The sequence below is a fragment of the uncultured Alcanivorax sp. genome, from assembly GCF_947258575.1.
In the GTDB taxonomy this organism is placed as follows: domain Bacteria; phylum Pseudomonadota; class Gammaproteobacteria; order Pseudomonadales; family Alcanivoracaceae; genus Alcanivorax.
Window position 1 is genome coordinate 366,267 of sequence record NZ_CAMYIV010000002.1, and the last position, 21,421, is coordinate 387,687.

A 21,421-nucleotide genomic window follows, 5' to 3' on the forward strand; every position below is an offset into this window, starting at 1 on the left:
GTGCTATCAGGAAGGCGTCGACTGTTTTTCAGCGGCGCCTTCTTCGTTATCGGCTTCCACGTATTCCCCATCAGCACGAAGATTGACGGCATGAAAGCCCTTGTTGGCCGGCTGAACCTCGTATTCCACGGGTTGGCCTGCCTTCAGGCTCTTGTAGCCCTCCATCTGGATATAGGAGTAGTGGACGAACAGATCCTCTCCCCCTTCATCTGGCCTGACAAACCCGTACCCCTTGGCATTGTTAAACCACTTTACTCGTCCCGTTGCCATGGTCCTTCCCTCTTGCCTATCCAATGGCTGTCATTGTTTGTTGTTATCCCCGGGCCGACTGCTACGGTAAACTGGTAACCGGAGTTATCGTGCAACTTTTAAACATGCGTCGCAGGGTGTCAAGCCCGTGAAATATTTACGGGCAGGGATTGAAAAATCCGTTACCGCCCATCATTTCTTCATTGCCTGCTGACGCCAGCAGGGTTACAACGGTTTTGAGGCATTATGAACTGGCAACAACAAGGGCACTCGGTGATGGCTCACGGAAAAGATGATCTCCGTAACGGGCCTGCAGATTCCCCTTCCGACCCGGATCGCCATGGTGATCTGGCGGTGGAAGAGGCCAGGCCGAAGTTGAAGCCCCCCTCCATGTACAAGGTGTTGATGCTCAATGATGACTACACCCCCATGGATTTTGTGGTAGAGATACTGGAAGACTTCTTCAATCTGGGCCGCGAGCAGGCAACCCGTGTGATGCTTACGGTCCATACTGAAGGAAAGGCGGTGTGCGGGGTGTATCCCCAGGATATCGCCGAAACGAAAGCCACTCAGGTGGTGGAATATGCCCGTGAAAATCAGCATCCGCTGATGTGTCAGGTGGAGAAGGCCTGATTCAGGCCCCCCAGCTGAATGTCCGGGTACTGCAGTGAGGTAGCCTTATGCTCAGCAAAGAACTGGAAATGACGCTCAACGAAGCGTTCCGCCACGCACGTAGCCACCGGCATGAATTCATGACCGTTGAGCATTTGCTGCTGGCGCTGCTGGATAACGAGGCGGCCGTCGAGGTTCTGCGTGCCTGTAGCGCAGATCTGGAGGAACTGCGCGATTCGTTAAGCCAGTTTATCGAGGATTCCACGCCGTTATTGCCGGAAAGCGACCCGGACCGCGATACCCAGCCAACCCTGGGCTTCCAGCGGGTGCTGCAGCGTGCGGTGTTCAGCGTGCAATCTTCCGGCAAGAAAGAAGTGACCGGCGCCAATGTGGTGGTGGCCATCTTCAATGAGCAGGAAAGCCAGGCAGTGTATTTCCTCAACTGTCAGGATATCCATCGCCTGGATGTGGTGAATTTCATTGCTCACGGCATCTCCCAGGTGCAGGACGCGGAGCCGTCCATGGAGGCGGAACAGGACATGGAGAACGGCGGTGAGAGCGCGCCAGCCAGTGCCCTGGAAAACTACGCCAGCAACCTGAATGAACTGGCCCGCGCTGATCGCATTGATCCGCTGGTGGGTCGGGCTTTCGAGATTGAGCGGGCAGCGCAGATTCTCTGCCGTCGCCGCAAGAACAACCCGCTGCTGGTCGGCGAGCCCGGTGTCGGCAAAACGGCCATCGCCGAAGGGCTGGCCCGCATGATCGTGGAAGAGAAGGTACCGGCACCGCTGCTGGATGCCACCGTCTACTCGCTGGATCTGGGCGCATTGCTGGCTGGCACCAAGTACCGGGGCGATTTCGAGAAGCGCCTGAAATCGGTACTGGCGGAGCTCAAGAAAGACCCGAACTCGATTCTCTTTATCGATGAGATTCACACCATCATTGGCGCGGGCGCGGCCTCCGGTGGCGTTATGGATGCCTCCAATCTGCTCAAACCGATGCTGGCCAGCGGTGAACTCAAGTGCATGGGCTCGACCACCTTCCAGGAATACCGGGGCGTGTTCGAGAAGGACCGTGCCTTGTCACGTCGCTTCCAGAAGATCGATGTGGTGGAGCCCTCCGTGGAAGATACCGTGGGGATTCTCAAGGGGCTGAAAAGTCGTTTCGAGAAGCATCATGATGTGAGCTACAGCGATGCGGCCCTGAAAGCGGCGGCGGAACTGAGTGCCCGTTATATCAATGATCGCTACCTGCCTGACAAGGCCATCGACGTAATCGACGAGGTAGGGGCCTGGCAGCGCCTGCGCCCGGAAGATCAGCGCAAGCACACCATCGACGAATCCGATGTGGAAGACATGGTGGCGAAGATTGCCCGCATTCCTCCCAAGCAGGTGTCCTCGTCTGACAAGGAGCTGCTGCGCAACCTGGAGCGGGACCTGAAGATGACCGTGTTCGGCCAGGAAGAGGCCATCGACACCATCTCGGCAGCCATCAAGTTGTCCCGTGCCGGCCTCAAGGGTGAGCACAAGCCCATTGGTAGCTTCATGTTTGCCGGCCCCACCGGCGTCGGCAAGACCGAAGTTAGCCGTCAGCTTGCCCGGGCTCTCGGTGTCGAACTGGTGCGGTTTGACATGTCCGAGTACATGGAGCGTCACACCGTGAGCCGGTTGATTGGTGCGCCGCCAGGGTATGTGGGTTACGACCAGGGCGGGCTGTTGACTGAAGCAGTGACCAAGACGCCGCACTGTGTGCTGTTGCTGGACGAAATCGAGAAGGCCCACCCTGAGGTGTTCAATATCCTGTTGCAGGTGATGGATAACGCCACCCTGACCGATAACAACGGTCGCAAGGCGGACTTCCGTAATGTGATTTTGATCATGACCACCAACGCCGGCGCAGAGGTCCTCAACAAGCGTTCTATCGGCTTTACCGAGCAGGACAACAGCACGGACGGTATGGAGGTGCTGAAGAAGGTATTCACGCCCGAATTCCGCAATCGCCTGGATGGCACCATCCAGTTTCTGCCGCTCACCAGCGAGGTTATTCTCGGTGTGGTGGACAAATTCCTGGTGGAACTGCAGGCGCAGCTGGACGAGAAGGGTGTGGTGCTCAACGTGGACAAGGCCGCCCGAACCTGGCTGGCAGACAAGGGCTACGACAAGGATATGGGTGCCCGCCCCATGGCACGCCTGATCCAGGAGCAGCTCAAGAAGCCGCTGGCGGAAAAATTGCTGTTCGGCGAATTGTCCGAGAACGGTGGGCAGGTCGATGTGACCGAGAAGGATGGCCAGCTGTCGCTCACCGTAAAGGCGGCGGAACCGGAGCCAGCATAAAGAGAAGCAGTGAAAAGTTAACAGTGAATAGTTAATAGCTAAGAAAAAACAAAAATACCCCCGGCTCTGTGAAAAGACGGGGGTATTTTTTTAGCTGTTAACTGTTACTTATTAACTGTTAACTGCCTTTCACTTATTTCATGCGGAACGTAATACGGCCCTTGCTCAGGTCATAGGGGGACATTTCCACCTTGACCCGGTCGCCGGTGAGAATGCGGATATAGAATTTACGCATCTTCCCGGAGATATGGGCGGTAATAACATGACCGTTGTCCAGCTTCACACGAAACATCGTGTTTGGCAGGGTTTCAACGATGACACCTTCTAGTTCAATCTGCTCTTCTTTCGCCATCCAACGAATACCTTGGGTTACCGGCTATTAGCGGGCGCAATTGTGCCGGAAAAGACGGCTGGCTGCAAAAGAAGTTGGGAAGCGGTTAAAAAGCGGGTTATTCGGCTCATTGCAGGGGGCCTGGAGAAGCGATTCAGTCCGGGTCGAACTCTTTCCAGGCACCACTGCGGAGAATTTCCAGGGGGCGGTACTGGCTCTTGTATTCCATCTTTTGGCATTGATGAATCCAGTAGCCCAGATACAGGTAGGGAAGTTCCAGGTGCTGGCAGTGGCGGATCTGCCAGAGCAGCGCCATTACTCCCAGGCTGCGCTCAGGGAGCTGCGGATCAAAGAAGGTGTAGACCGCAGAAAGGCCGTCTTCCAGTTGGTCGGTGACCGCCACGGCTAGCAAGGTTTCGCCCTGCCGGAAGCAGTAGAAATGGGTGTCTGCCCAGTCACAGGTCAGAAAGTTGGTGAACTGCTCCTCTGAAGGGGGATACATATCCCCGTCACCATGACGTTGATCTATGTAGGCTGCGTAGAGATTGTAGAACTCGCGGGTGTAGCGAGCCGGCTCCCGGTGGACGGTGAGATCCTGATTGGTCTTCTCGATCCGCCGGTGGCGGCGACGGGGACGGAAATCCGCCACCCTCACCCGGGCCGGGATGCAGGCGTTGCAGCCTTCGCAGTGGGGGCGATACAGATAATCACCGCTACGACGAAACCCCAGCAAGCTCAATTCACTGTAGAGCTCTGGTGACAGTTTGGCCTGTGGGTCCACAAACAGCGTAGAGGCCTGGCGGTCCTCGAGGTAACTGCAGCTGTGGGCCGGGGTGCGGAAAAAGCGCAGCGTGGACAGATCAGTCATGCCTTCAGTGTAGAGGAGAAATAACGCCAGACGCCAGATGCGTGAGGCAGGAAGCAGAAATCACCGAAAGGCGTTGATGCCTGCTGGCATGGAGTCTCTGGTGTCGCATCATTGGCGTCAGTCGTCAGTCGTCAGTCGTCAGTCGTCAGGACCAGGGACCGGCTCCATTCGGTTTCAGGCCAGCGTTCGGCCCTTGGGGCGTCTGGGATCAGTGCTTTGAGCAATCCCTCGAAAGTAGGGCGGTTGATGAGTTCGGCGCCCAGCGTGAGCAGATGCGGGTTCTCGACCTGGGCATCGATAAGCTGGATGCCGAGAGTGGGCGCCAGCGCGCGCAGGGCGGCGAAGGCCATCTTGGAACCGTTGGGCTGCGGGGAAACCATGGATTCGCCAAAGAACAGCCCTCCCAGCTTGATGCCGTAGACAGCACCGGCAATCTGCCCGTCCTGCCAGATTTCCAGGCTGTGGGCGTAGCCAAGAGTGTGCAGGCGCACATAGGCCGCGATCATCTCTTCACTGATCCAGGTGCCCGTGCCATCAGCGCGGGGAGCGGCACACAGGCGCATCACAGATTCGAAAGCCCGATCAAGGGTGACGGTGAAATCGCTACGGCGCAGGTGGCGGGTCAGACTGCGGCTGATATGAATCTTGTGCGCATGGATGACACAGCGCGGGGCAGGGGACCACCACAGGATTGGCTGGTAGTCCGCGTCATACCAGGGAAAGATGCCCAACGAATAAGCCCGGAGCAGGGTCTCCGGGCTCAAGTCGGCCCCGGCGGCCAACAGGCCCTCCGGGTCGCTCAGGGCGGTGCGGGTATCCGGGAACGCCGTTCCCGGTTCCAGCCACGGCACCATGCCTTAGTGGTTCAGGCTGTCCAGATACTTCTCCGCATCCAGAGCCGCCATGCAGCCGGCACCGGCGGAAGTCACCGCCTGACGGTAGACGTGATCCGCCACATCGCCGGCGGCAAAGACGCCCTCAACGGTGGTCGCAGTAGCATTGCCTTCGATACCGCTGTGGATCTTGATGTAGCCGTCATTCATGTCCAGCTGGCCCTGGAAGATGTCGGTGTTCGGTTTGTGGCCGATGGCAATAAACACGCCCTGCAGTTCAATATCCTTACTGCCTTCGCCCTTGGTGGACTGGATGCGCATGCCGGTAACGCCGCTATCATCGCCCAGCACCTCTTCGAGGGTGTGGTCCCACTCAACGCTGATGTTGTCCTTGGCGAGCAGCTTGTCCTGGAGGATTTTCTCCGCACGCAGGCTGTCGCGGCGGTGTACCAGGGTCACGTGTTCAGCGATGTGCGACAGATACAGTGCTTCCTCGACAGCGGTGTTGCCGCCGCCGATAACGGCCACGCGCTGGTTCTTGTAAAAGAAACCATCACAGGTGGCGCAGGCGGAAACGCCGCGGCCCATAAAGGCTTCCTCGGACTCCAGACCCAGATACATGGCGGTGGCGCCTGTAGCGATGATCAAGGCATCACAGGTGTAGGTGCCGCTGTCACCCTTGAGGGTAAAGGGGCGATTGCGAACATCCACTTCGTTGATGTGGTCGTACACCATTTCTGTATCAAAGCGCTCGGCATGCTGCTGCATGCGCACCATCAGGTCGGGACCCTGCAACCCTTCAACGTCACCGGGCCAGTTATCCACCTCGGTGGTGGTGGTGAGCTGCCCACCCGGCTGAATCCCGGTAATTACCACCGGCTTGAGGTTGGCACGGGCGGCGTAAACGGCGGCGGTGTAACCCGCAGGGCCGGAACCGAGGATAATCAGGCGATGGTGCTGCACGTCGCTCATTGAGAACTCCAGTTGATAGGTAAGGTCAGGTACTGATGGCTCCCAAACAAATGGGGGCGCGGCCCTGCGCATTCAAGGCGTGTGAAAACTACCGTAAAACAGGGGGTTCGTGAAGCCTATAAGTGTCATAGGATAAGCCAACTGCACCCCGCTCGGGCAGGCAGTCGAGAGGATTTATGCGATAATCCCCGCCGGCCCGCCAGTGGCGGGGCGACAAAGCTGGCCGCTCCCAGCGGGATTGACTACAATCGCAATAATTTCAATTCGTTATCGGCACTTCCTTAAGCTTAACTTTATGAATTCAAGGGGTAAGGCGTGAGTAAAACGGTTGCCGGGCAAGGACAGTCCGGGTTTTCCCGCCATCTCAAGCGCGGCTTGATCGAGGGCATGGTGATCGCCCTGATTGCCCTGTGCCTGTATCTGCTGCTGGCGTTGATCAGCTTCGACAGCCGGGATCCGGGTTGGTCCTACGTGGGCAATGTGGACGCCGTGCGCAATGCCGCTGGCCGTGCCGGCGCATTCAGCGCCGATCTGTTGCTGGGCCTGTTTGGCTATATGGCGTACCTGTTTCCGGTGCTGGTGGGCTTCTGGGCCACCAAGGTGCTGCGTGAACGTCACGCCGGTTTGCCTGGCAGCTGGCCACTATTCAGCCTGCGCCTGGTCGGCTTCGTGTTGACCATGCTGGCCGGCACCGCGCTTTCTTACATGCACTTCACCGTTGGGGATGCACTCCCGGAAGGGGCAGGCGGAATTCTCGGCCACGAAGTCGGCGCCGCCGCGCTGAATGGTTTCAATCCTCTGGGCGGCAGCCTGATCATGGTTGCCCTGTTTCTGATCGGGGTCACCATCTTTACCGATCTGTCCTGGATTGCCCTGGCTGAGGGCCTGGGGGCCATGGTGCTCGGTGCCTTCGAGAAAATCCCCGCCTGGTGGCAGGCGCGCCGCAAACGGCGTGAGGAAGCGCAGCAGAAGAAACAGGCCCATGAAAAGCGCGCCAAGGTGATCAGCGAAGCCAAGAAGAAGGCGGAGACCCGCACACCGCCGAAGATAGCCAAGCCGGCCAAACCGGTGGAGAAAAGCGCACGAGTCCACAAAGAGAAGCAGCAGAAACTGTTTACCACGGAAGTGAGCGGTGAATTACCGCCACTGGTGTTGCTTGACCCGGTAGAGGAGGCCAAGGGCGGTTTCTCCGAGGAAGCCCTGGAAGGTATGTCCCGCCTGCTGGAAATCAAGCTCAAGGACTTCAATATCGAGGCCGAGGTAGTAGCGGTACAGCCCGGCCCGGTCATTACCCGTTTCGAAATTCAGCCTGCACCGGGCATCAAGGTGTCCCGGATCACCAATCTCGCCAAGGATCTGGCTCGTTCCCTGGCGGTGATCAGCGTGCGTGTGGTCGAGGTGATTCCCGGCAAGACCACCGTGGGTATCGAAATTCCCAACGAGCAGCGGGAAATGATCCGCTTTACCGAAGTGGTCGGCACCCAGATGTTTGACCAGTCGCCGTCGCCGCTGACTATGGCTCTGGGCAAGGACATCGCCGGCAACCCGGTGATGGCCGACCTGGCCAAGATGCCCCACCTGTTGGTGGCAGGTACCACCGGCTCCGGTAAGTCCGTGGGCGTGAACGCCATGCTGCTGTCCATGCTGTTCAAATCCAACCCGGAAGATGTGCGGCTGATCCTGATTGATCCCAAGATGCTGGAACTGGCTGTCTACGACGGCATTCCTCATCTGCTGACCCCGGTGGTTACAGACATGAAAGAAGCCGCCGGCGCTCTGCGCTGGGGCGTTGGTGAAATGGAGCGCCGTTACCGGCTGATGGCGTCCATGGGCGTGCGTAACCTTTCCGGCTATAACCGCAAAGTCGCGGATGCCAAGAAAGCGGGTCAGCCTCTCAAGGACCCCATGTGGAAGCCCGACGACCCCATGAATCTGGAGGAAGAGGCGCCGCTGGCGGAACATCTGCCTTACATCGTTATTGTGATCGACGAATTTGCCGACATGATGATGATCGTCGGCAAGAAGGTGGAAGAGCTGATCGCCCGTATCGCCCAGAAGGCCCGGGCCGCCGGCATCCACCTGATTCTGGCCACCCAGCGCCCGTCCGTGGACGTGATTACCGGCCTGATTAAGGCCAACGTGCCGTCCCGGATCGGCTTCCAGGTATCCTCCAAGATCGATTCGCGCACGGTGCTGGACCAAGGCGGGGCGGAGCAACTGCTCGGCCACGGGGACATGCTTTATTTGCCCGGCGGCAAAAGTGTTCCGGAACGTGTTCACGGCGCCTTTGTCTCAGATGAGGAGGTGCACCGGGTTTGTGACGACTGGCGCAAGCGCGGAGAGCCCAACTATCTGGAAGAAATTCTCGATGGCGGCAGCGACCTCAATGCACCCATGCCCGGTATGGAAAGTGCCGGTGGCGGGGGCGATGACGAAAACGACCCGCTTTACGATGAGGCGGTGGCTTACGTGACCCAGTCGCGCCGGGCCTCCATTTCCTCCGTGCAGCGGAAACTGAAAATCGGCTACAACCGCGCCGCCCGTCTGGTGGAAGCCATGGAAATGGCCGGGGTTGTCAGCGAGGCGGGAAATAACGGCCAGCGAGAAGTGCTGGCGCCACCGCCGGTGTAATCAGGCCGGAAACGGCCAACAAGGAGTCTCAATGCGCAAGCTGGTAACGGGTTTACTGATCATGCCGTCGCTGTTGTGGGCGGCCCCCACTGACGAGCTGCTGTCCAAGCTGCAGAAGCTGGAATCCATGAAGGGCCAGTTCGAACAGATGGTGCTGGATCAGGGCGGCACCCATATGCAGGAAGCGGAAGGGGACTTTCAGGTGGCCCGAGGCAATCGTTTCTACTGGTCCACGGAAATGCCCTTCGAGCAACTGGCGGTCTCCGATGGCAATACCGTCTGGGTCTATGACAAGGATCTGGAGCAGGTAGTCGTGCGTCCCCTCAGCCAGGACCTGGGCCAGACTCCGGCCTTGTTGTTTGGTGGCAAGCCCGCGGATGTGGCCGAAGCCTTCACCATTTCCGAGCGCAGCCGGGAGGGGAAAACGATTACCTACCGGCTGAAGCCGAAAGGGAAGGATCCGTTGTTTGACCAACTGGATGTCACCTTCCAGGGCGATCAGCCCAGCTCCATGCGCCTGCAGGATGCCCTGGGGCAGCAGACCGTGATCGATTTTCGCGATCTCAGGGTCAACTCAGGCATTGATGCCTCCCTGTTCAGCTTCGTGCCGCCGGAAGGCACGGATGTCATTCAGCAACAGCAATGAACGACCTGTTCGCCACCGATGCCGCCCAGCAGGCCCAGCCCCTGGCGGCGCGCCTGCGCCCCACCTCGCTGGACGAGTACGTGGGCCAGCAGCATCTGGTGGGCGAGGGTAAGCCTTTTCGCCAGGCCCTGGAGCGTGGGCAACTGCACTCCATGATTCTGTGGGGGCCGCCGGGTACCGGCAAGACCACCCTGGCGCTGATTCTGGCCCAGGCGGTGGATGCGGCTTTTGTCACGCTATCCGCTGTGCTGTCGGGTGTGAAGGATATCCGCGCGGCGGTAGAGCAAGCCCAGGTCCGCTTGGGCCAGGGTCGCCGCACCGTGTTGTTCGTGGACGAGGTGCACCGCTTCAACAAGGCCCAGCAGGACGCCTTCCTGCCCCATGTGGAAGAGGGCACCATTACCTTTATCGGTGCCACCACGGAAAACCCCTCCTTCGAGCTCAACAACGCCTTGCTGTCCCGGGCCCGGGTGTATCGGCTGAGATCGCTGACGGCGGATGACCTGCGCGGTTTGCTGGCGCGGGCTCTGGCGGAGCCGAGCCTGAAGGGCATGCAGCTGGACAATGACGCCAGCGAATTACTGCTCAACTACGCCGACGGTGATGCCCGGCGCCTGCTCAACATGCTGGAAGTCGCAGCGGATCTGGCCGACGGCGAAACGCCCGTTATCGATGCGGAACTGATGCGTGAAGTGCTGCGCGATGCGGTACGACGTTTCGACAAGGGCGGGGATTTGTTCTATGACCAGATCAGCGCGCTACATAAATCCGTGCGCGGGTCCGACCCGGATGCGGCCCTGTATTGGTTTGCCCGCATGCTGGACGGTGGCTGTGACCCCCTGTACATTGCCCGCCGCGTAGTGAGGATGGCCAGTGAAGAGGTGGCTAACGCTGACCCTCGAGCACTCACCCTGTGCCTGCAGGCCTGGGATGTGCAGGAGCGGCTGGGCAGTCCGGAAGGGGAGCTGGCCATTGCCCAGGCCATTGCCTATTTGGCCGTGGCGCCGAAGAGCAACGCGGTTTACAAGGCCTACAACCAGGCCCGGGCGCTGGTGCGCGACCATCCCACTGACGAAGTGCCGCTGCATCTGCGTAACGCGCCAACCCAGTTGATGAAAGACGAAGGCTTCGGGGCCGAGTATCATTACGCCCACGATTTTCCTGATGCCTTTGTGGCCGGCGAAAACTACTTTCCGCCCAGCCTCAGTGGCACGCGTTTGTACGAACCGGTCCACCGGGGGCTGGAGATCAAGGTGGCGGAAAAACTGGCCCGCCTGCGTGGACTGAACGAGCAGAGCGACTGGAAGCGCTACGGAGACGAGCAATGAGCATGGCAACCCTGGCGCCCTGGCTCGCCGTTGCCGGCGGTGGTGCCATTGGCGCTTGCCTGCGTTTCGCCACCACCCTGTGGATTGGCGTACCGTCCATGCCGGCCTGGCCCTGGGCCACCTTCGGGGTGAATCTGGTGGGCAGTTTTCTGTTCGGTTTTCTGGCCGTGGCACTGGCCAGCCTGCCAGTGGGTGAGCTCTGGCGCCTGGCACTGATGACCGGCATGCTCGGCGCGCTGACAACCTTTTCCACTTTTTCCTTCGAGCTGGTTCGGTTGGTGGAGATGAAAGCCTTCGGCATGGCGGCAGGTTACGGCCTGGCGTCGGTGCTGGTCTGTTTTTGTCTCGGCGGGCTGGGGTTGCTGCTGGGGCGGTTGGTGTTCGAATAACGACCGCCGAAAAAATACACCGTAGGAGCCATGCTCGCATGGCGAACCGCCCGTCAGGGCGCTCTCGCGAGAAGGTTCGCCATGCAGACATGGCTCCTACGGGAAAGAATCTTATCAGCGTCTTGCGTCAGACATCTGGCGTCGGGTGTTTTTTGCTTGGAGTAAAACAAACATGCTGGATATTCGTGCCCTGCGTCAGGACGGTGAAGCCATCAAGGCGGCGTTGAGCAAGCGTGGTTTTGACCTGGATCTGGATGCTTTTGCTGCGCTGGATGCCCGCCGCAAACAGGCGGACGTGCGCTCCCAGGATCTTCAGGCCGAACGCAAGAAAGCGTCCAAGCAGGTGGGGCAGCTGATCCAGTCCGGTATGGATGTGGAGCAGGCCAAGGCCCAGGTGGCCGAATCACTGAAGACCATTGATCAGGAACTGGATCAGGAAGTGGCTAACGCCAAGGCGATCCAGGAGGAAATCCGTGACTTCCTGATGGGCATCCCCAATGTGCCCCAGGAGGCCGTGCCCGCCGGCAACGATGAAGATGACAACGTGGAAGTGCGCCAGTGGGGCACGCCGAAGACCTTTGCCTTCGAGCCGAAAGACCACGTGGACGTGGGCGAGGCACTGGGGCAGGGCGGTCTCGATTTCGAGCGCGCCGCCAAACTCTCCGGCAGCCGCTTTGCGGTAATGACCGGTGGCCTGGCCCGTCTGCACCGTGCGCTGATCGATTTTATGCTCGACATTCACAGCAGCGAACATGGCTATGAAGAAGTCTATGTGCCTTACTTGGTGGGCCCGGAAGCCCTGCGCGGCACCGGCCAGCTGCCCAAGTTCGCCGATGACCTGTTCAAGATGGAAGGTGAGCGCGAGCTGTATCTGATTCCCACTGCCGAGGTGCCGGTCACTAACCTGGCCGCTGATGAAATTCTCGATGCGGAGGCGCTGCCCAGACGTTATACCTGCCATACCCCCTGTTTCCGCTCCGAAGCGGGCAGTCACGGCAAGGACACCCGCGGCATGATCCGCCAGCACCAGTTCGAGAAGGTGGAGCTGGTGCAATTGGTACGCCCGGAAGAGTCGGATGCGGCCCTGGACGCGTTGACCGGCCATGCGGAGGCGATTCTGCAGAAGCTGGATCTTCCCTATCGGGTAGTGATCCTGTGCGGTGGAGATCTGGGCTTTTCCTCCTCCAAGACCTATGACATCGAGGTATGGCTGCCCAGCCAGCAGCGTTACCGGGAAATTTCCTCCTGCTCCAATTTCCGTGACTACCAGGCCCGTCGCATGCAGGCCCGTTGGCGTAACCCGGAAACCGGCAAGCCCGAACTGGTACACACTTTGAATGGGTCTGGTCTGGCAGTAGGGCGTACACTGGTGGCGATCCTGGAGAACTATCAGAATGACGATGGTTCCGTGACCGTACCGGAGGCATTGCGCCCCTACATGAGAGGCCTAGAGCGGTTGCAGTAGCACGCTCCTGCTCATTGAAACCGGGAGCATTGATGGAATTCCTACCAATCAGCTGGCGACTGCAGGGCAAATCTGCCCTGCTTGTGGGGGGCGGAGAAGTCGCCCTGCGCAAAGGGCGCCTTCTGCACCGATCAGGTGCGAAAGTGAGCGTGGTTGCTCCCCATGTGTGCGCAGATCTGCGCGACATTGCGGTGCAGAGCCAGGGTGTCATCCACGAGCGGGCCTTTGAAAGTACCGATCTGAGCGGGCAGACACTGGTTATCTGTGCCACCGATGATCCGGCGGTGAATGCGGCGGTAGCCCAACAGGCCCAGGCTCTGGGATTGCCGGTTAATGTGGTGGACAACCCCTCCCTGGGGGACTTCATTTTTCCGGCCATCGTGGATCGTTCGCCGGTACTGATCAGCATTAGCTCCTCTGGCGCCTCTCCGGTACTGGCGCGCAAGCTACGTAGCCAGCTGGAGTCCATGTTGCCGGCTCGCTGGGGCCGCCTTGCCGACCTGATGGCAAAGTTTCGCCAGCCCCTCAAGGACAAGCTCAACAATGTGGGCGCACGCCGTCTGTTCTGGGAGCAGGCCCTGGAAGGGCCGCTGGTCGAAAAGGTCATGGCCGGCAAGGACAGCGAGGCGGAAGTCATGCTTGCCGAGGCCATTGAGGCGGCGGATGCTTCACGGCTGAGTCGAGGTGAGGTGTATCTGGTTGGCGCCGGTCCCGGTGACCCGGATTTGCTCACCTTCCGTGCTCTGCGCCTGTTGCAGAAAGCGGACGTGGTGCTCTATGACCGACTGGTAGGCAAGGGCATTGTGGATCTTGCCCGTCGTGATGCGGAGCTGGTTTACGTGGGCAAGGCCCGCGACAAGCATGCCTTACCCCAGGACAACATCAACGAGCTGCTGGTCCACTACGCCAAACAGGGCAAGAAGGTGTGCCGCCTGAAGGGAGGTGACCCCTTTATCTTCGGTCGTGGTGGCGAGGAAATCGATCTGATCGTGGCCGAGGGTATCGACTTTCAGGTAGTGCCGGGCATCACCGCCGCCAGCGGTTGTGCCGCCTACGCCGGGATCCCGCTGACCCACCGGGATCATGCCCAGTCCGTCCGTTTCGTCACTGGCCACCGCAAGGATGGCACCGTGGATCTGGATTGGCAGCATCTGGTCAGTGAAACCGAGACCGTGGTGTTTTACATGGGGCTGGTCGGTCTGCGACAGATCTGTAGCAAGTTGATGGAGCACGGTCGCGGCGGGGATACGCCGATAGGGTTGGTCTCGCGAGGCACCACCAATCTTCAGGAAGTGATCACCGGCACCCTGGACAGCCTGCCGGACCAGATTGAAGGCCGGGAAATCCATGCGCCCACGCTGATCATCGTCGGTAGTGTGGTGAGCCTGCATTCGCAGTTTGAATGGTTTAAAAAAAGCAGTTAACAGTTAATAGTTGCGCGGTCACGCGTATAGGGTTCCCAGATAAAGAAGCCGCGACCATGGCCATGGTCGCGGCTTCTTGCTTTCAAAAGAGAGGGGATGTCTCGTGGCGTTATTAATTATTCATTATTAACTATTCATTGCCTTTCAGCACCTGCTTGTCCCTTTTTTGCCACAACTCACGTGCCTGTCCCTGCGCCTCGTCCAGCGAAGCCGCCCGATCCAGCCCCCATAGCGCTACCGCTACCGTCTGAATTACCGCATTTTCGCCATAGTCATCGCTCTGTTCGCCACGCCATACCGCCAGCACCGTTTGCGCATCCGGCTCGCCAGGGGGTGTTTGTCTTGGCATGACATTGTCCAGAACGGCTGCGCCTTCCAGGTGCTCGCCATGGCGGATACCGGTGATCTGGGTGCGCGCATCAGGGCGGATTTCCAGTTCGCCGCCTTCGCCCTTGAACAGCAGCAGGTCCTGATCACCGGCCAGGTCAGCGGCCCCCTGGTGCAGTTCGATATAGGCTGGATGGAAAACGCTCTGCATGGACAGAGGGGCTCTGGCCGGATTGAGACTGCGTGCCAGCGTGTTGATGGGGGAGCGCAGGCCGAGGAAGTAGCGCAGGGTCAACAGGCGTGACAGTGGCTCGCAGAACGTCTCCAGCGGCAGATACGCCAGGCCATGCTGATCCAGATGCGCGGCGGCCTCCTGTGGGGAGTTGGCCACCGGCAGGCCCAGTTGTGGCAGAAGCTGATCGCTGTAGACCCGGTTGGGGGTATGGGCGGGGCCACCGTGGAGCAGGGTGCGGATGCCCTGGTTGGCCAGCAACAGCGCTGCCAGCAGGTACCAGGGGTGGTGTTTCTTCTTGCCCGCATAGCTGGGCCAGTCCAGATGCACGTCAGGCAAGCTTTCCAGCACCTGGTAGCAAACCGGGCGGCAGGCATCCAGAAAACCGGCCAGCTCTTCCGGGGTTTCTTCCTTCACCCGTAGCAGCATCAGGAAGGCGCCAAGCTGAATGTCCTCCACCTGGCCATCGAGGATAGCTTGCATGGCGTCCCGAGCTTCCTCGCGGGTGAGGCTGCGCCGGGCCCGTTTACCGCGGCCAAGCGTGCGTACAAAGGGGGCAAAAGCATGTTCAGTCATGGACAACCTCGTGGATGCTCGTCGTGCCTCAGGCTTGCAAGGGCGGATGTTGCGAGCAGCGTACTGCGTGTGAGCGTTATATCAATACCAACTGGTACAAGGGCCATGCTCGGCGACCAGCTCCAGCAGCCGGGCATGGTCGATAACAGGCAAGGGGCTGTCCGGCAGGGCCAGTGCGGGATGCTGAAGCAGGTAGCCGTCGCCCTTCAGGGGTAACCGTGAAGCAAACAACAGTCCCGCATCGCTGAATACGCAGATATCGCCGTCCCGATACAGGCTTTCGAATGCCTGGCGCTGGGGGCTGTCCGGGGTGAAACCAATCAGGTGAATCATCGCCTTAGAACACCAGAACCTGACCGCACTGGTCGCGCAGCGTCTGCAAGGATTGAGAATCCAGAGTCTCTACCGGGATTGGCGCGAGCGGCGCCGGCCCGTCAGTGACACAGCGTACGCCGAAGTCCGGCAACTGTGCCAGGCTATCGCTGGGAGCCAGTTGCAGCTGCTGCAGGCACACTTCGGTGAGCCACAGGATCGTGGGCTGGCCGAAGGCTGCCCCGGTTAGCAGCATATCCAGGGTTTCCTGAAACTGGCTGGACAGCGGTGCGCTGCCACTGGCGATATAGAGAATCTGATTAGCCAAACTGTATTACCCGATCGCTGTGAATCAGGGCATCTGCCCACTGGCCCAGTCCGGCCAGGGAGAAACCGTCCGCCAGGGTAGCCGCTACCACTCCCCGGCGCTGTGCTGCCCCCACACAAACCACCGCGTCCAGCGGGTTGTCAGCCAGCCATTGCTGCCATTGCTGGGCCGCATTGGCTTGGGCTCCGTCGGCACTCCAGGCATGACGATGTGCCAGGTGCACGGCGTCCCGGTAGAAAAAAAGGCGATATAGTTGGTGATCTGAGTGGCCCAGCAGGGCTTGGGCGGTGTGGAGAGCGGTCAGTGCGGCGGCGGAATCCGCCGCCGCATTGACCAGAAGGGCAAACCGCATCAATCGTCGCCGCCGAGGGCGGTGAGCAGGTGCAGCAAAGACATGAAGAGGTTATACAGGGACACGAACAGGGTCACCGTGGCCATGATGTAGTTGGTCTCGCCGCCGTGAATGATGGCGCTGGTCTGCCACAAGATCAGCATTGAGGACAGCAATACGAAAGCGGCGGAGATCGCCAGGGCCAGTGCCGGTATGGCGAAGAAGATATTGGCGATTGCCGCAACAAAAGCCACCAGAATACCGACCATGATGAAGTTGGTCATGAAGCTGAAGTCTTTCTTGGTCACCAGCGCGATGGCTGACATGGCCACAAAGATACCTGCAGTACCGCCCAGAGCCATGGTCACGGTTTCCATGCCGCCAGGCATTTGCGCGTACATGTTGATGATCGGGCCGGTGGTAAAGCCAAGCCACCCGGTCAGGCCGAATACGGCCAGGATGCCCCAGGCGCTATTGCGGAGCATATTGGTGGCGAACAGCAGGCCGAAGTAGACGCCGAGGGTCAGCCATACGTTGACGAAACCGATGTTGCTGGCCATGGCAAACCAGGATGCACCGGTAGCGACAATCAGTGACAGCCCCAGCAGCATGTAGGTGTTCTTCAATACCTGGGCCGCACGTTCTCCGGTGACGGCAGCGCCGTGCGAGGAGACGGAATAGGGGTTGGTCTGGTTATTCATGTGTTTGCACTCATCCTGCTAATTGTACCTGTGATCATAAGGGCGGCCGCGTCAAAATCAAGCAATGAAACAAGGGATAAACCGGGTTTGTCAGCTATTTCGTCGGCTTTGCTCGAACAAGGGTTTAACCGGAGCCCCGAGGCGCGCCTGACAGGTTCTTTGCGGCGTCCCAGGCATGCAATTTCGGCCATTAAGAGCAGAGGCAACGCTGTGTGACCGAAACATCAGCGAATTTAGTCCTGTTGATGAATGATGAAGGCGATTAAGTGAGTCAGTCTGGTTAACTTTCAACCGTTTACGCTTGCCGAGATTGACTGACCTTACTGCTCATGTATTATTGCTGCCCTGTCCGGAGGGGTGGCAGAGTGGCCGAATGCACCGGTCTTGAAAACCGGCGACGGGAGACCGTCCGTGGGTTCAAATCCCACCCCCTCCGCCAAACAAGAAGCCCGCACTCAAATGAGTGCGGGCTTTTTTTATGCTCAGTGGGCGGCCTGTTGTTTCGCTTGTCATGACGCCAGGCGAGCAAATTCGCTCATTCCTCTGTCGAATGGATTACTCGCCTAGGCCGTCGGTTCCAGCAGGGCGGCGAACGCCTGTAGTCCCTCAAGCCCTTGAATATCATCTTCCAGCAAAGGCAACTGGACTCTTGGCAGCCCTTTGAGAGTGTCACCCAGTTCGATCATATGTCGTTGCTGGCGTGCCAGTCGGGCCGCGAAGAAGGCGCTGTCGGCGGCATCCGCAAGCACACGGTTGACGATGGCCCCGGCTACCGGAATATGGCTGTCGCGCAGGGTTGCTACGGCACGGGCGGTTTCCAGAATAGGCAGGCGCTCCGGTGTCAGCACAAACAGGAAGGCGCTGTGCGCGGGGTCACTGAGCTGTCTGCGGGTGCGGTGGAACAGGCGTTGTCTGGCCATTAATGTCTCTGCGACGTCCCGGCTTCGTGGATCCAGGTCGGCGGTGGCGTGCTCGGTGGGGTCCTGCAGCGGGCTGTCCAGATCCTTGCCAGGCGTCAGGTGCCCGAGCACCTTGCCCAGGGTCCGAGCTTTCTCATTATGTCGCAGCAGGCCATCGGTCCAGGCGGCCATCACTTCCGGCAGGCTGAGCAGGCGCAGGGTGTGGCCGGTGGGGGCGGTGTCGAAAATCAGCAGATCATAGTCGCGGCTGTCATCGTCAATGATGCGGGAGATACGCTCCAGCAACGCTGCTTCCTGGGCTCCGGGAGACTGGCGGCTCAGGCGCAGCTGTTTTTCCAGTTCGCGCACCTGATCCGGGCCGGCAAAACGGCGCATCTGGGCGCTGACCCGGTCCAGGTAGGCATCCACTTCCTGGTCCGGGTCTATCTCCAGGGCCACCAGGTTGGTGGCCAGGCGGGTAGGGTGGTTGCCTATGGGGCGGTCGAAGGCATCGGCCAGGCTGTGGGCGGGGTCGGTGGACACTAGCAGCACGCGCCGCCCCTGTTCGGCAGCGCGCAGCGCCAGGGCTGAGGCGGTAGTGGTCTTTCCTACGCCGCCCTTGCCGCCGACCATCAGCAGGGATTTTTCCGCCAGCAGTTTGTCCAGATTCAGTGAAGGCATCAGCAGCAGCGGAAATGGTCGAGCGGTGAGCGTTCCATGCCCATGCGGGTATGCCAGTCGTGAAAACGGTCCATCAGCAGTGGCTGTAGCTCCAGGGTGCTCCAGGCAGCGGGGTTGGGCACTCCCATCATTTCGGCAAATACCAGCAACATGAACAGATCTTCCTCATCCCGTTTGGCGCGGGCAATGGCGGCCCGGTAGGGAGCGTTGTAATACTGGGCGCCCAGTTCTCCCAGGCGCCGGAAAAACAGCCGGGTCTTGCCAGGCATCAGATTCTCTCCGGCGGGGCGTTGAAGGCCCGTTTCAGAGCGGCGGCGCACTCCAGGGTGACCAGCAGGGCTGCCACCAGGACCACCAGATCCAGACCCAGCAGGAACCAGTCAGACTTGTCATAAAAGCTCTTCAGCTGGATCAACAGCGCGTACAGGGTCATTACCAGCAGGAAGACTAATGGCGCCAGGGTATAAATGGCGGGTCGGCCGCGTTTGACCAGCATGATGGTAATCACCAGCAGTGTCAGGCCGGCGAGTAACTGGTTGGTGGTGCCGAACAAGGGCCAGATCAGCAGACCGCCGGAGCCATCTGCGCCGCCGGCACCGAAGGCCAGCAGCAGGCAGCTGGCAACCGCCAGCAGGGTGGCGGGCAGCGGGCGGGTCAGCCATTTCTGCTGATAGATTTCTCCCCATTCCTGGAAAATGTAGCGCTGCAGACGCAAGCCGGTGTCCATGGTGGTGCCGGCAAATAGGGCTGCCATCACGGTCAATAGCGTTGCTGCTACCCCCACATCCATGCCGGTGCCGCCGGCCAGGATATTGGCCCCACCGTTAACAAAGGCGGTGAGGCTGCCATCCCCAAAGGCGGTGTAAACGGCCTGCCAGTCAGCCAGAGTGGCAAAGCCGGCAGTCGCCGCAATGATCGCAGCCAGGGCCAGGGCCCCTTCACCCACGGCACCGAAATAGCCGACAAAACGGGCATCCGGCTCCTTGTCCAGTTGTTTGGAGCTGGTGCCGGACGCCACCAGGCCATGGAAGCCGGAGATGGCGCCGCAGGCGATGGTGACAAACAACAGAGGGAGCAGGGAGGGAGTTCCGGCGGGCACATCATGATTGATCATCGGCGCCACCACTTTAGGGTTGCCGATGAGTACGGCGCCGTAGAGCAGGATCAGGCCGACAAACAATTGCAGACCGTTGATGTAATCCCGCGGCTGCAACAGCACCCACACCGGCAGCAGGGAGGCGATGGCGGCATAGCCGAACAGCAGCAGGATCCAGCTTGCATTGGCGGACAGGCCCATGACCTGTTCCGGCAATTCCACCGGGACCTGCGGGCCCACATAAATAAGGCTGTAGAGGGCTATGACGCCCACCACGGACACCACACCCAGGCCGATTACCCGCCGGTAGATCAACTGGCCGATTACCAGTGCCACCGCAATGGCGCCCCACACCGGCACCACGGCGCCGGGGTTGTTGATCAGCAGCTTGGCGATGACCACGCCGAAGACGGCGTTGACCATCAGCAACACCAGGAAGATGACGATCATGAACACGGTGCGGGCGCGTCGACCGACAACCTCGCCAGTCAGGGCCCCAACGGATTTCGCTCGATTGCGGACGCTGGCCCAGAGGGCGCCGCTATCGTGGACGCCGGCAAAGAAGATGGTGCCGAAAACGACCCACAGGAAGGCGGGCAGCCAGCCCCAGATTACCGCGATGGCAGGCCCGACAATCGGTGCGGCGCCGGCCACAGAGGTAAAGTGATGGCCCCACAGCACAAAGCGGTTGGTAGGAACAAAATCCACGCCGTCCTCGAATTCGTGGGCCGGCGTGCGAAAATTCGGGTCGAGCTTGTAGATGCGCGTGGCGATAAAGCGGGAGTAGAATAAATAACCGGCGGCCATGCCACCCAGGCCGAGCAGAAGCAGGACGATTGCGCTCATGGGGTGCCCTTTGTCATTGTCGCTTTTGGTGGCCCGTTGGGGCATATGATGATGCCCATGGTTAGTGCTTTTGCTTCGGGCGTCAACGCGACCATTGGCTAACAGGTTTCGGCTTGTGTCTGTGCGAGGTCGGGCCGCGATTTGGAAAATTGGCGTTTTGCATGGATGCTGAGCTGTGACAAAAATGGAAATATCTGGGGTGGCGTGAGATATGTCATCGTTTGATAACACGGTCCTATGCATGTGGGTGCACAGACGCTACCCTTCGTGCCTTAATGAAAAAGAAGTGGGTAAAGGAATTACCCGGGGGAAGCAGTAATGATCAAAGTATTGGTAGTGGACGACCATGATCTGGTCAGAACCGGCATTGCCAGAATGCTGGATGAAGTGGACGGCTTGCGGGTGGTTGGCGAAGCCAGCTCCGGTGAGCAGGCGGTGCAGGTGGCCAAGGACACAGTGCCGGATGTGGTGCTCATGGACATCAAGATGCCGGGCATCGGTGGTCTGGAGGCCACCCGTAAATTGTTGCGCGTGGACGAGGGTATCCGTGTCATCGCCGTGACCATGTGTGAGGAAGAGCCCTTTCCCTCCCGCCTGATGAAGGCCGGTGCCGCTGGCTATATGACCAAGGGGGCCGACCTGGAAGAAATGGTCCGCGCCATCAAGATTGTCACCACCGGACAGCGTTACATCAGCCCGGAAATTGCCCAGACCATGGCTCTCAAGCCCTACACCGGTGATGAAGCCACTCTTCTGGATATGCTCTCAGAGCGTGAGTTGCAGATCATGATGATGATCGTCAATTGTCACAAGGTGCAGGACGTGGCCGATAAATTGTGCCTGTCCCCGAAAACCGTCAATACCTATCGGTATCGCATTTTCGACAAGCTGGGTGTGACCAGCGATGTGGAAATGGCGTTGCTGGCTGTGCGCCATGGCATGCTGGATGCGGTAGAGAACACGGTTCCCTGAACGCAAAAGGGAGTAACAGGCCGGCCTAAGCTGTTACAC

22 protein-coding genes and 1 tRNA gene are annotated in these 21,421 nt (G+C 59.6%); 10 read left to right on the top strand and 13 right to left on the bottom strand.

Annotation, left to right across the window (positions count from 1 at the left end):
- Positions 1-6: 6 nt before the first annotated feature.
- Positions 7-270 (bottom strand): cold-shock protein, encoded by a 264-nt coding sequence (locus Q0Y02_RS01825; protein ID WP_297763559.1) that lies wholly within the window; start codon positions 268-270, stop codon positions 7-9.
- 255 nt (positions 271-525) lie between these two features.
- Between Q0Y02_RS01825 and clpS the strand changes: the two genes are divergently transcribed.
- Positions 526-882, top strand: coding sequence for an ATP-dependent Clp protease adapter ClpS (clpS, locus tag Q0Y02_RS01830; protein ID WP_297763562.1), 357 nt, complete (start codon positions 526-528; stop codon positions 880-882).
- A 47-nt stretch (positions 883-929) separates the two neighbouring features.
- On the top strand, positions 930-3,194 hold the full coding sequence (gene clpA / locus Q0Y02_RS01835) for an ATP-dependent Clp protease ATP-binding subunit ClpA (protein WP_297763565.1): 2,265 nt from the start codon (positions 930-932) through the stop codon (positions 3,192-3,194).
- 133 nt (positions 3,195-3,327) lie between these two features.
- On the opposite strand, the gene infA is transcribed toward clpA, so the two are convergent.
- From infA to trxB, 4 genes are all read right to left on the bottom strand, one after another.
- Positions 3,328-3,546, bottom strand: coding sequence for a translation initiation factor IF-1 (infA, locus tag Q0Y02_RS01840; RefSeq protein ID WP_008929746.1), 219 nt, complete (start codon positions 3,544-3,546; stop codon positions 3,328-3,330).
- A gap of 133 nt (positions 3,547-3,679) precedes the next feature.
- A complete protein-coding gene (locus Q0Y02_RS01845; RefSeq protein WP_297763573.1) occupies positions 3,680-4,393 on the bottom strand; it encodes an arginyltransferase in 714 nt (237 codons plus the stop codon).
- A 131-nt stretch (positions 4,394-4,524) separates the two neighbouring features.
- Positions 4,525-5,247 (bottom strand): leucyl/phenylalanyl-tRNA--protein transferase, encoded by a 723-nt coding sequence (gene aat, locus Q0Y02_RS01850; RefSeq protein WP_297763576.1) that lies wholly within the window; start codon positions 5,245-5,247, stop codon positions 4,525-4,527.
- 3 nt (positions 5,248-5,250) lie between these two features.
- Complete coding sequence (gene trxB / locus Q0Y02_RS01855) at positions 5,251-6,198, bottom strand: thioredoxin-disulfide reductase (protein ID WP_297763579.1); 948 nt, start codon at positions 6,196-6,198, stop codon at positions 5,251-5,253.
- A gap of 315 nt (positions 6,199-6,513) precedes the next feature.
- Between trxB and Q0Y02_RS01860 the strand changes: the two genes are divergently transcribed.
- The 6 genes from Q0Y02_RS01860 (at position 6,514) to cysG (ending at position 14,081) form a co-directional block, all read left to right on the top strand.
- Positions 6,514-8,829 carry a DNA translocase FtsK gene (locus Q0Y02_RS01860; RefSeq protein WP_297763582.1) on the top strand — a complete coding sequence of 772 codons (2,316 nt, stop codon included), beginning with the start codon at positions 6,514-6,516 and terminating at the stop codon, positions 8,827-8,829.
- A 31-nt stretch (positions 8,830-8,860) separates the two neighbouring features.
- Complete coding sequence (gene lolA, locus Q0Y02_RS01865) at positions 8,861-9,475, top strand: outer membrane lipoprotein chaperone LolA (protein ID WP_297763586.1); 615 nt, start codon at positions 8,861-8,863, stop codon at positions 9,473-9,475.
- Positions 9,472-10,803, top strand: a complete 1,332-nt coding sequence (locus Q0Y02_RS01870; protein WP_297763589.1) for a replication-associated recombination protein A — start codon at positions 9,472-9,474, stop codon at positions 10,801-10,803. Before lolA ends, Q0Y02_RS01870 begins: the two co-directional genes overlap by 4 nt.
- The gene (locus Q0Y02_RS01875; protein ID WP_297763592.1) at positions 10,800-11,192 is read left to right on the top strand and encodes a CrcB family protein; all 393 of its coding nucleotides are present in this window, start codon (positions 10,800-10,802) and stop codon (positions 11,190-11,192) included. The genes Q0Y02_RS01870 and Q0Y02_RS01875 overlap by 4 nt, the downstream gene beginning before the upstream one ends.
- A 172-nt stretch (positions 11,193-11,364) precedes the next feature.
- Positions 11,365-12,657 (top strand): serine--tRNA ligase, encoded by a 1,293-nt coding sequence (serS, locus tag Q0Y02_RS01880; protein WP_297763595.1) that lies wholly within the window; start codon positions 11,365-11,367, stop codon positions 12,655-12,657.
- A 32-nt stretch (positions 12,658-12,689) separates the two neighbouring features.
- Entirely contained in the window at positions 12,690-14,081 is a 1,392-nt protein-coding gene (cysG, locus tag Q0Y02_RS01885) for a siroheme synthase CysG (RefSeq protein ID WP_297763598.1), read from the top strand.
- A 130-nt stretch (positions 14,082-14,211) separates the two neighbouring features.
- Here the strand turns inward: cysG and Q0Y02_RS01890 are convergent, their stop codons facing one another.
- The 5 genes from Q0Y02_RS01890 to Q0Y02_RS01910 all read right to left on the bottom strand — a co-directional run bounded on the left by Q0Y02_RS01890 (position 14,212) and on the right by Q0Y02_RS01910 (position 16,888).
- A complete protein-coding gene (locus Q0Y02_RS01890; protein WP_297763601.1) occupies positions 14,212-15,216 on the bottom strand; it encodes a glycosyl transferase family protein in 1,005 nt (334 codons plus the stop codon).
- Positions 15,217-15,297: 81 nt separating this feature from the next.
- The gene (locus Q0Y02_RS01895) at positions 15,298-15,549 is read right to left on the bottom strand and encodes a hypothetical protein (RefSeq protein ID WP_035244487.1); all 252 of its coding nucleotides are present in this window, start codon (positions 15,547-15,549) and stop codon (positions 15,298-15,300) included.
- Positions 15,550-15,553: 4 nt separating this feature from the next.
- Positions 15,554-15,856, bottom strand: coding sequence for a hypothetical protein (locus Q0Y02_RS01900; RefSeq protein WP_297763605.1), 303 nt, complete (start codon positions 15,854-15,856; stop codon positions 15,554-15,556).
- Positions 15,849-16,208 carry a sulfurtransferase complex subunit TusD gene (gene tusD / locus Q0Y02_RS01905; RefSeq protein WP_035244485.1) on the bottom strand — a complete coding sequence of 120 codons (360 nt, stop codon included), beginning with the start codon at positions 16,206-16,208 and terminating at the stop codon, positions 15,849-15,851. Before tusD ends, Q0Y02_RS01900 begins: the two co-directional genes overlap by 8 nt.
- Positions 16,208-16,888 (bottom strand): Bax inhibitor-1/YccA family protein, encoded by a 681-nt coding sequence (locus Q0Y02_RS01910; RefSeq protein WP_035244483.1) that lies wholly within the window; start codon positions 16,886-16,888, stop codon positions 16,208-16,210. Before Q0Y02_RS01910 ends, tusD begins: the two co-directional genes overlap by 1 nt.
- A gap of 351 nt (positions 16,889-17,239) precedes the next feature.
- Here Q0Y02_RS01910 and Q0Y02_RS01915 point away from each other — a divergent pair.
- Positions 17,240-17,327 (top strand) — tRNA-Ser (locus tag Q0Y02_RS01915).
- 124 nt (positions 17,328-17,451) lie between these two features.
- Here the strand turns inward: Q0Y02_RS01915 and Q0Y02_RS01920 are convergent.
- Genes Q0Y02_RS01920 through Q0Y02_RS01930 form a run of 3 tightly spaced genes read right to left on the bottom strand, consistent with a single transcriptional unit; the run spans position 17,452 to position 20,410 of the window.
- Positions 17,452-18,468 (bottom strand): ArsA family ATPase, encoded by a 1,017-nt coding sequence (locus Q0Y02_RS01920; RefSeq protein WP_297763611.1) that lies wholly within the window; start codon positions 18,466-18,468, stop codon positions 17,452-17,454.
- Positions 18,468-18,737 (bottom strand): cory-CC-star protein, encoded by a 270-nt coding sequence (locus tag Q0Y02_RS01925; protein ID WP_052042422.1) that lies wholly within the window; start codon positions 18,735-18,737, stop codon positions 18,468-18,470. Before Q0Y02_RS01925 ends, Q0Y02_RS01920 begins: the two co-directional genes overlap by 1 nt.
- Positions 18,737-20,410 carry a carbon starvation protein A gene (locus Q0Y02_RS01930; RefSeq protein ID WP_297763616.1) on the bottom strand — a complete coding sequence of 558 codons (1,674 nt, stop codon included), beginning with the start codon at positions 20,408-20,410 and terminating at the stop codon, positions 18,737-18,739. The genes Q0Y02_RS01925 and Q0Y02_RS01930 overlap by 1 nt, the downstream gene beginning before the upstream one ends.
- 318 nt (positions 20,411-20,728) lie before the next feature.
- On the opposite strand from Q0Y02_RS01930, the gene uvrY reads away from it, so the two are divergent.
- Positions 20,729-21,382 carry a UvrY/SirA/GacA family response regulator transcription factor gene (gene uvrY, locus Q0Y02_RS01935; RefSeq protein WP_297763618.1) on the top strand — a complete coding sequence of 218 codons (654 nt, stop codon included), beginning with the start codon at positions 20,729-20,731 and terminating at the stop codon, positions 21,380-21,382.
- Positions 21,383-21,421 lie beyond the last annotated feature (39 nt).